The organism is Paucibacter sp. TC2R-5 (assembly GCF_025717605.1).
Taxonomy (GTDB): domain Bacteria; phylum Pseudomonadota; class Gammaproteobacteria; order Burkholderiales; family Burkholderiaceae_C; genus Paucibacter_A; species Paucibacter_A albus.
The window spans coordinates 441,617-450,419 of sequence record NZ_JAJIRQ010000005.1 but is presented as its reverse complement, the minus strand read 5'-3'; the positions used below and the strand labels follow the sequence as shown (position 1 = coordinate 450,419).

The following is an 8,803-nucleotide window of genomic DNA, read 5'->3' as shown; positions in this document are numbered from 1 at the left end:
AGTGAAGCCAAGTCAGATGTGTTTGATTACATCGAGGGCTTTTACAACTCCAAACGCCGGCACAGCCACATCGGCCAGCTGAGCCCTAAGGCGTTTGAACAGCTTCAAACTGGAAGCTGAGATTTGTCTACAAAAGCGGATGAAGTCCAAGGACGGAATCATGAGCAGTGACAACGGCTTTTGAGACTATGTTTTACGTTTCCGCTCAACGACATCGGTCGCCCGGTCAAAATTTTGAAACTATGCAAGGGGCGCATTGACCGCTCTTTCGAGCAACAACACAGGAGCAGAGTTTTGAAACTTTGTTATCCGATTCCTCGAGCGTTGAAAGGGGTCGGTGAACTTGGGCGGCTGTGGCGGTGGACAACAACACAGTGGCGGATTATCGACAGCTCGGCAAACCGGCCCGCCGGGTAGCGAGTTTCAGTACCGATCAGCGCGGCACAGTGGACATCCATCAAGGCGCTGGCTCTGGGGCGCAATCAAGGAAACACTGCCTTCCGTCGCCTCCCGAATACGCAGCAAGGCAGCACAAACAGCCTTGCTGCGCAGGCCCGGGATGCGGCACAAACCTAGGAGTTTTTCTGATGTTCAAGAAGCAAGTTATGTTTTCCCGTTCCATGTCCACTTTGGTCTCGACACTGGTCGCGGCCCTGGGCCTGGCAGCAGCCAGCAGCGCCAGCGCAGCGGGCCCACAGTCCCAGCCGGAAGCCTATGTCGGCGCCAATATTGGCCTTTACAGCAAATACGACATCAGCTGCAGCGCCGGCCAGAAGTGCGACAAAACTGCCAATTTCGGCGGCAAGGTCTACGGCGGCTTGATGTACGAACAATGGGGTGTTGAGGCCTTGGCCTTCGGCACCGGCAGGGGCGAAGGCACGCTCAAGCTCGGCGGCAAGGACGCACAAGGCAGCGTCAAGATGGGCGGCCTGGGTGTCGTCGGCGTGTTGCCACTCAATTTCGGCGACTTCACGCTCAAGGGCAAACTCGGTGCAGCCTACACCCACGGTACCGCCAACTACAAGAGCGGCGCCAGCGAGAGCAAGAACAGCATCGCGCCACTGTTCGGCGCCGGCCTCAGCTATGCGTTCAGCAAGCAAGTTAGCTTGACGGCCGATGTCGACCACATCAGCGCCAAGTACAACAAGGCGGGCGACAAGGCGGCCGTCAATATGTTCTCGATCGGCGCCAGCTACAAGTTCTAAGCCCAGCGCCGAGCAGCACGACTCGTCCGGCGGCGGGGTCACCATGCAGGTGCTCCCGCCCCCTGTCGAGCGCTTGATCTGCCGCTTGGCCTGACCGTTATTCAATCCAGCATGACCCAGATGATCACCCTGCACTTCGGCCTGAACGAGACCAGCGGCCTTGCTCAGTGGCGCGAGATCATCAAACTGCAACTCCGTGCCTTCCTGAACCGCAAAGCCAGCTACCGCTGGCTGCATTGGCTCAACGCCGACCCTTTGGGCCACGCCTTGGTCAAGCTCAATCCGCGCTTGCTGGTGAAGATCTACCGCCCCTATCTGAGCAATCGGCTGAGCTGCCGCCAGCGCCTTGCCGTCTTGCAAGCGCACTACCGTTTCATCGCCCGGCAAGGCTGGGGTGGCTTGATGCTGCGCGCCTCGCAAGCACCGGTACTGTTGGGCCAGGTCGAGGGCAAGAGCGGCTTGCGCTACGGCATTGAGATCACGGCGAATGCCCCGCTCGAACGCGAGGGCGAATTGGTACTGCGCCTTGTGCAGGGCAGCGATCTGATTTATTCGAGCGCCTTCACTTTCTTTGGCGAAGGCGCGCAGATGAACCTGGCCATCGGCTGCATGCAAGGGCCGCAGGGTAAGGCGGCCTTGGACTTGATACGCGCTGCGACCCGCGACTTGCATGGGCTGCGTCCGGTCAACCTGATGGTTCGCCTGCTGTCTGACTTAGGCCATGCGCATGGCTGCCGAAAGCTCTTGCTGGTCAGCAATGCCAACCTGGCCAACCACAGAGCCGCCTGCAAGGGCAAGATATTCGCCGACTACGACGCCTTGTGGCGCGAAATGGGCGCCCAGACGCGCGCGGACGGCGACTACCAACTCGACTGCGAGGTATTGACGCCGCCCGACTTGAGCCGAATTGCGTCAAAAAAACGCTCCGAGGCCCGCAAGCGCTTCGACACCTTGCGGGCCTTGGCCGACTCCTTGGCCGGTGCATTGGCTCATGTATTGCCTATCGGCGTGGGCTGCCTGGGCAGCACAGGGATAGGAGAGCCGAGCACTACGCCGACACCGTTTCAGCCCTTCTTGGCCGCGAACTTGACCTTCGCCTCGGCCAGCGAGAAGCCGCCCATGGGCTTGCATTCCCCCTTGGGCACCAGTTTCCATTCGCCGGCATCGCCGTCGAGCTTGGATTGACCAGCACAGGAATGAGTGCCGGCCAAGTTGGCGCAGTCGTTCTGACCTGCCTTGGCAACGCCAAAGCATTTCTCTTTGCTGGCGTCTGCCGCCTGGGCCGCTTGCACCGCGCCCAGGGCCAGGGCACAAGCCAGCGCCACACTCACTGTGTTTCGATAGCGACTCATTGCAACATCCTTGTCTTCAAGTTGAAGCCGGCCGGGGCTCACAAATCCTTAGGCGCCTTGGACTTGATCAGCGGCCACGCGCTGCCGGCCTTGGCGAGATTGCCGGGAATGTCTTCCACCCACTTTTTCTGCACGTCTTTGTTGACATTCAGATAGAGCTTGTCGTCAACGATTTTCCAAGCGCTCGGATCGCCATCGAGCTTTTTGTCCAGCGCCACGCCCATGGCGCAAAAGCCTCCAAACTGAGGTGCGTACTTGGTCGGATTGGCCTTGAAGGTGTCACGGTTGGCAGCGCTGCTGAAGTGGTAAACAGCGCCCTCATGCTTGGCCGTGAACTCGGCCTTGCCGGCGGTCGGGCTGCCGGCGGTGAAGTAGGCCACCACGTCATGCCCCTTGACTGCCACGTTATGGGCGTCGACGTTCAAGGCGCTGGTCGACGTTTCGTCGTAAGCATGGGCGAGATTGGGCATGACGGCCAAGGCGGCGAGCGTCGAGATCATGGCGGCCAGCAAGGTGCGGCGGGCAAAAACAGCTTTCATAGCGAACTCCAAATGCGCTCATCAATCAATGAGCATGGCTAACAGTCGGTCGCGCAGATCGAGGGGCCTTAGGAGGTCTCCTTCACTGCACTTTCTTCATATCGCTCCGGTCTGGAGCGAGTGACTGAACTGTGCGCGAAAGGGCTTGTTTGGAGAATCACCGCCAGGTCCAAGACAGCATTCCAGAAATTGAAACAGTGCCGACCGGCCCACTCTTACTCAGGCATCGCCTCAGGCCAGGCCGCCATGGCGAGCTTGGCCTGCCGCTTCAGCGTGGCCATCGTGGCGCCGTCATGGGCTTGCACCGCCATGCCTTGGATCACCATGGCAAAGTAGCCCGCCAGACCGGCGGCGTCCGTACGTTTGGGCAGTTCGCCCTCGCTGAGCGCACGCTCCAGGCGCAGCCGGATGCCTGCTTGCGCGGCCTGCCGCAGCATCACCATCTGCGCCAACAACTCGCCACTGGCCGGCCCGCCTTGCAAAGCGCCACCGGCAATCATGCAGCCCGGCGCATGGCCGGGGTCGGTGTATTGCTGGGCGAAATGAGCCAGCAGCGCGGCCAAGGTTTCTTTGGCCGCCGCCTTGGCATCCAGCAACTGCTGAACGCGCGCGCCGTAGCGCAGCACATACAAGTCCAGCGCCTCGCGGTACAGCCCCTCTTTGGAGCCAAAGGCCGCATACAAGCTGGGCTGGGAGATGCTCATGGCCGCCGTCAGCTCGGTGGTCGAGGTGCCCTCGAAACCGCGACGCCAGAACAGATCGAGGGCGATCTCCAAGGCCAGCTGACGATCAAAGGCACGGGGGCGGCCGGCGGAGCGCTTGATTTTTGGGGCTTCGGTGCTCATTCGATTATTGTACAGATCAATAAACAATTGATTGACAGGCCTCGCTTCATCGAAATAACATACAGACTTGTACACAACTTATCGAATCAATCCCTCATGAACGCAAACCCCCACCGCTTGCCCTTAAGCACCCAGGCGCAGCCCGCCAAGGCAGACCGCAGCTATCGCCTGCGGCCCCAAGGCGCGAGCCGCATATTGAGCAGCGGCTTTGAGGCACACACCGAAGTCGGCCCCGGTCAGGTGCTGCTGCGCATGGGCGCGGCGAGCCTCAACTACCGCGATCTGTTGACACTGCAAGAGCCCGCCAGTGAGGGCAAGTCGCTGGTGCCGCTATCGGACGGCGCGGGCATCGTCGAGGCCGTCGGCGCCGGCGTCAGTCATTGGAAGCCGGGCGACCGGGTCAGCCCTAACTTCTTTCCCGAATGGACCGGGGGCCGCTTCTCGGCTACCTACCTGGGCCGCGCCCTGGGCGGCGGGCAGACCGACGGCATCTTGCGCGAGCGACTGGTGATCGAAGCCTCCGCCTTGGTGGCAGTGCCTGAGCACCTGAGCCTGGCCGAGGCGGCCACCCTGCCCTGCGCGGGCCTGACCGCCTGGCATGCCTTGTTCGAACGCGGCCGCATAAAGGCCGGCGACACCGTGCTGGTGCAAGGCACAGGTGGCGTGGCGCTGTTCGGGCTGCAACTGGCCAGCGCGGCGGGTGCGCGGGTGATCGTGACCTCCTCCAGCGACGAGAAGCTGGCCCGCGCCCGCGCGCTCGGCGCCTGGCACACCATCAACTACCGGCACACACCCGACTGGGACCGCGTCACGCTGGACTTGACCGATGGGCGCGGGGTCGACCATATTCTGGAACTGGGCGGCCCCGACACCTATGACCGTTCGATCAACGCGATTGCGCCCGGCGGTCAGATCGCCCAGATCGGTGTGTTGACCGGCTTCGCCTCGCAGCCCAATATCCTGCCACTGCAGTTCAAGAACGCCAGCATCAACGGCATCTGCGTGGGCTCGGTGGAGCAGTTCGAGCGTTTGAATCGCTTCATGGCGGAGAAGCAGTTGCATCCCGTGATCGATCAAGGCTTCGCCTTTGAGCAAGTGCCCGAGGCCTACGAGCGACTGCGCTCGGCCGCTCACTTCGGCAAACTGGTGATCGAGTTCTGAAGGCTGGCCGGGCGGCTATTCAGTGCTCGGCGCTAGCCACGCGGCTCGATGAGCACGGCGAGAAACTGCTTGTTGCGGAGAAACAGCTACTCGCTTGCGGCCAAGGAGCAAATCGCTCCGACAATCGCGGTCGGCGCAGCCGCGCCAAGACTGCGGCCAACCTTGGCCGCTGCCGACCTTATTCGATGAATCATTTGAACCCGCACCCCCACTCCAAGCCTTCTCGCGCTCAGATCCGGGCCGAAGTGTCCGCACTTTGGCAACTGGCTTGGCCGATTTTGATTGGCCAGTTGGCCACGGTAGGCATGTCGGTCGCCGATGTGGCGATGGCCGGCAATGCCTCCGCGCAAGATCTGGCAGGCGTTTCGCTGGGGGCCTCGATCTGGAGCATGGTCATCATCACCTTGATGGGCGTGATGATGTCGGTCAGCCCCATCGTGTCCCATCATGTCGGGGCCGAGGAGTTTCACAAGGTGCCGCATGTGGTGCGCCAGGCCTTGTGGAAGGCCTTGGGCCTGGGCCTGCTGGCGATCCTCGTGATCAACCTGTCCAGCCTTGTGTTTGACCTGCTGGAGTTGGACCCGCTGGTGCGCGAGTTGGCCAAAAGCTTCGTCCACGTCACCAGCCTGGCGCTGCCCGCCTTTGCCTGCTACCGGGTGCTCTACGGCTATAGCGCCAGCCTGAACCAGACCAAGCCGCTGATGATGATCGCGCTCGCCGCCTTAGGGCTGAATGTGCTGCTCAACTGGCTGCTTATTTACGGTCACTGGGGGTTGCCCAAGCTGGGCGGCCTGGGCTGCGCCTGGTCCACGATGTTGTGTGTGTGGTTCAACCTGGGCGGCCTGCTGTGGTGGATGCGCCGCAGCTCGGCCTACCGCAGCACCTGGCCGTTCTCGCATTGGGAGGCCCCGCACTGGCCCGAGATCCGCAGCCTGCTCAAGTTAGGCCTGCCGATAGGCGTGACCTATTTTGCCGAGAGCAGCGCCTTCAGCCTGATTGCCTTGCTGGTGGCCAAGTTCGGCACCACCCAAGTGGCCGCCCATCAAATTGCGCTCAACTTTGCCTCGCTGATGTTCATGTTGCCGCTGAGTCTGGGCATCGCACTGCTGACGCGCGTGGGCCAGTCTTTGGGTGCAGGGGATGCGTATCAGGCGCGCTTTCGGTCCTGGGTAGGCGTGGGCACGGCCCTGACGCTGGCCTGCGCTTCGGCGGCCTTCATGGCCTTGTGCAGCCAGCAGATTGCCGCGGCCTACACCGGCGACGCGGCCGTGGCCGCGCTGGCCGCGCATTTGCTGATCTTTGCAGCGATCTTTCAACTCTCGGACGCGACTCAAGTCGCCACCAGCTGTGCGATTCGCGGCTACAAGGTCACGCGCGCGCCGATGGTGATTCACCTGACCGCGTTCTGGGGTTTTGCGCTGCCCTTGGGTTGCGTGCTGGGGCTGGCACCGGCTTGGCTGCCTTGGGCGCCCAAGCAGGCGATGGGGGCAAGCGGCTTCTGGATTGCGCTGATCGTCGGCCTGACCATCGCGGCGGTGGCGCTTTCTGCGCTGCTGCGCCGGGTGGCGCGAGAAAACTTGCCGCAGGCTGACCTTAGAGCTTCAACACCAGCTTGATTGGTACCACCTTGCCCTGACCTTGATCACGCGGTGCCGCCGGCATCGCGCAGCAAATCAAGGCCTCGCCGGGCGCGGCCTTGAAGGCCGGGGGCGACAGATAAGTCACCTCGCCCTCCAGCACCTGGGTGCGGCAACTGCCGCAAGACCCACCCCGGCATGAGAACTCGGGGCTCAGGCCGCGCGCCTCAGCCAGCTCCAGCAAGCTGCCGCTGGCGGGCGTCCAGCGCGCCTCCTTGCTGGACTCGGCGAACTGCACCGCCACATCGCTGCTGGCCACTGGTGCCAGTTCCGGCACTGCGACAGTCACATCTTGGCGCCGTTGCATAGCCGCCGGGCCAAAAGCCTCGGCATGAATGCGCTCATCGCTGACGCGCAAATCACGCAGCCCGTCATACAGGGCCTGCATAAAGGGCGGCGGCCCGCAGAGGAAGAAGTCATGGTCATCAAAGGGCAGCTGGGCTTTGAGCAGCGCCATGTCGATGCGGCCCAGCACATCGAAGTCGCGCCCCGCGACAGCGCCCTCCTCCGGCGCATCCGTCACCCGCAACACCCGCACCGCACCCTTGGCGCGCTGCACCAACTCGGCCAGTTCGGCATCAAAGCCGCGCTCTGCAATGTGGCGGGTCGAGTAGAAGAAGTAGGTCGGTCTAACTCTGCGCTTGCGCAGACCCTCGAACACCACATGGCGCAGCATAGCTAGCATCGGCGTGACGCCAATGCCGCCGGCCAAAAGCACCAGCGGGCGGCGCTCCAGCGCGTCGACCGTGAAGTCACCTTGCGGCGCACGCGCCTCGATCAAATCGCCAAGCTTGAACTGATCGTGCAAAAACTCCGACACCCGCCCGCCCCGCTTGACGCTGAGACGATAAAAGCCGTCGCTCGGCGCGGCCGACAAGGTGTAGGTGCGCATCAAAGACACACCGTCCACCTTGACGCGAATCGGCAAATGCTGGCCAGCCAGGAAGGGCAGCAAGGCATGGCCATCGGCCGGCTCCAGATAGAAGCTGCGCACCGTGCTGCTTTCATCCACCACGCGGACGAGCTTGAAAGGCCGCCACTGTTGCTTCAGCACCGCCGCAGCGAGGCTGGCCTCGGCCGCTTCCCAAGACCCCGTCATCAAGGAATTGGGCGAAAACTGCTGCAGTGCCCAGCGCAAGGCCAGCGCGCCGCGCCGGCGCAGCACCTGCGTGACGCGGAAGGTCCAGATCCGCTCGGCGCCCTGGAAGGCGGCGATCTCCGGGCCTTCAAACTGAATCTGGGCCTCACCGGCCAGTTGCAACACATCGCCATTGCTGAAATCGACGAAGACCAGGCCGGCGCGCGGATTGAGCATGAGATTGCCGAAGGTATTGAAATGCATATTGCCGGCGAAGTCGGGAATGCGCAGCAAATCCTCAGTACCTGCAATCTTCACAAAGCCCGGCTTGCCGCCCCGGTGGGACACGTCCACCGTCGGCAAGGGATGGTCGGCCTCGCCGCCGGGATGGGCGCTGGCGACAAAGAATGTGTCGGCCGCCGCGATCAGCGCGCGAGCCTCGGCGTCGAGCGCCGTCAGTTGCTCCAGCGGCGCTTGATGCTCGTCGGCAGGTGGCCGCGCAAACGAGAAATCGCGGTGTTGAATGTATTGCGGGCAGTTGCCAAAAGCATGCCCGACTTGCAGCGAGAAGCCGCCCGCATCGGCCGCCAGCACCTGCCCATTGAGGCGGTTGCGGCGCCGGCTGTGCAGCTCGATGCCGAGCATGCCTATCGGCGCCCCGGCCAGCAAGGCGGCGCGCACCGGGTCACCCCGGCCCGGCAGCGCCCCCACATCGAGCCGCTTGGGCTCGGGCGAATGCATGAAACCAGGCTCGCCCTCGATCAAGCTGGCCCAGGGCTGGCCCTGGGCATCCAGCGCGCCGATCACCATAAAGGGCAGTTGCTTGTAAAAGTCCCGGTGCTGATCGGGCATGTAGTCGCGGATGACCCGACGACCGAACGATTCCAGCTGCGCGGCATTGCCCATGCGCTGGTGGATGCTGCGCTCGCCGCTATGCCAGGGCGAGCCCGCTGGGGCGATGAATTCGTTGGTCGACATGATGCTTA

At 62.9% G+C, this 8,803-nt stretch carries 8 protein-coding genes and 1 pseudogene; 5 read left to right on the top strand and 4 right to left on the bottom strand.

Going from position 1 to position 8,803, the window contains the following annotated elements; genetic code table 11:
- The 3 genes and pseudogenes from LNV08_RS14670 to LNV08_RS14660 all read left to right on the top strand — a co-directional run.
- On the top strand, positions 1 to 120 hold a 120-nt coding region (locus LNV08_RS14670), incomplete at its 5' end, for an IS3 family transposase (RefSeq protein WP_263534473.1).
- A gap of 467 nt (positions 121 to 587) precedes the next feature.
- Positions 588 to 1,205: a porin family protein gene (locus LNV08_RS14665; RefSeq protein WP_263534463.1), complete on the top strand. Its 618-nt coding sequence runs from the start codon at positions 588 to 590 to the stop codon at positions 1,203 to 1,205.
- A gap of 111 nt (positions 1,206 to 1,316) precedes the next feature.
- Positions 1,317 to 2,165, top strand: a pseudogene (locus LNV08_RS14660) (DUF535 family protein); the annotation flags it as partial.
- A gap of 104 nt (positions 2,166 to 2,269) precedes the next feature.
- Here LNV08_RS14660 and LNV08_RS14655 read toward each other — a convergent pair.
- The 3 genes from LNV08_RS14655 to LNV08_RS14645 all read right to left on the bottom strand — a co-directional run bounded on the left by LNV08_RS14655 (position 2,270) and on the right by LNV08_RS14645 (position 3,941).
- Entirely contained in the window at positions 2,270 to 2,557 is a 288-nt protein-coding gene (locus LNV08_RS14655) for a DUF2282 domain-containing protein (protein WP_263534462.1), read from the bottom strand.
- Between the two features lie 38 nt (positions 2,558 to 2,595).
- A complete protein-coding gene (locus LNV08_RS14650) occupies positions 2,596 to 3,096 on the bottom strand; it encodes a YHS domain-containing (seleno)protein (RefSeq protein ID WP_263534461.1) in 501 nt (166 codons plus the stop codon).
- Positions 3,097 to 3,311: 215 nt separating this feature from the next.
- Entirely contained in the window at positions 3,312 to 3,941 is a 630-nt protein-coding gene (locus LNV08_RS14645; RefSeq protein ID WP_263534460.1) for a TetR/AcrR family transcriptional regulator, read from the bottom strand.
- Between the two features lie 96 nt (positions 3,942 to 4,037).
- On the opposite strand from LNV08_RS14645, the gene LNV08_RS14640 reads away from it, so the two are divergent.
- Both LNV08_RS14640 and LNV08_RS14635 read left to right on the top strand, forming a co-directional pair.
- Positions 4,038 to 5,102 carry a zinc-dependent alcohol dehydrogenase family protein gene (locus tag LNV08_RS14640; protein WP_263534459.1) on the top strand — a complete coding sequence of 355 codons (1,065 nt, stop codon included), beginning with the start codon at positions 4,038 to 4,040 and terminating at the stop codon, positions 5,100 to 5,102.
- Between the two features lie 185 nt (positions 5,103 to 5,287).
- Positions 5,288 to 6,718, top strand: a complete 1,431-nt coding sequence (locus LNV08_RS14635; RefSeq protein WP_263534458.1) for an MATE family efflux transporter — start codon at positions 5,288 to 5,290, stop codon at positions 6,716 to 6,718.
- On the opposite strand, the gene LNV08_RS14630 is transcribed toward LNV08_RS14635, so the two are convergent.
- Positions 6,696 to 8,795 (bottom strand): pyridoxamine 5'-phosphate oxidase family protein, encoded by a 2,100-nt coding sequence (locus LNV08_RS14630; RefSeq protein ID WP_263534457.1) that lies wholly within the window; start codon positions 8,793 to 8,795, stop codon positions 6,696 to 6,698. The genes LNV08_RS14635 and LNV08_RS14630 overlap by 23 nt on opposite strands.
- Between the last annotated feature and the right edge of the window lie 8 nt (positions 8,796 to 8,803).

Bases quoted from the DNA above. Each gene is read 5' to 3' on its own strand.
- LNV08_RS14665 (WP_263534463.1), top strand. From the start codon at position 588: ATGTTCAAGAAGCAAGTTATGTTTTCCCGTTCCATGTCCACTTTGGTC.
- LNV08_RS14655 (WP_263534462.1), bottom strand. From the start codon at position 2,557: ATGAGTCGCTATCGAAACACAGTGAGTGTGGCGCTGGCTTGTGCCCTG.
- LNV08_RS14650 (WP_263534461.1), bottom strand. From the start codon at position 3,096: ATGAAAGCTGTTTTTGCCCGCCGCACCTTGCTGGCCGCCATGATCTCG.
- LNV08_RS14645 (WP_263534460.1), bottom strand. From the start codon at position 3,941: ATGAGCACCGAAGCCCCAAAAATCAAGCGCTCCGCCGGCCGCCCCCGT.
- LNV08_RS14640 (WP_263534459.1), top strand. From the start codon at position 4,038: ATGAACGCAAACCCCCACCGCTTGCCCTTAAGCACCCAGGCGCAGCCC.
- LNV08_RS14635 (WP_263534458.1), top strand. From the start codon at position 5,288: ATGAATCATTTGAACCCGCACCCCCACTCCAAGCCTTCTCGCGCTCAG.
- LNV08_RS14630 (WP_263534457.1), bottom strand. From the start codon at position 8,795: ATGTCGACCAACGAATTCATCGCCCCAGCGGGCTCGCCCTGGCATAGC.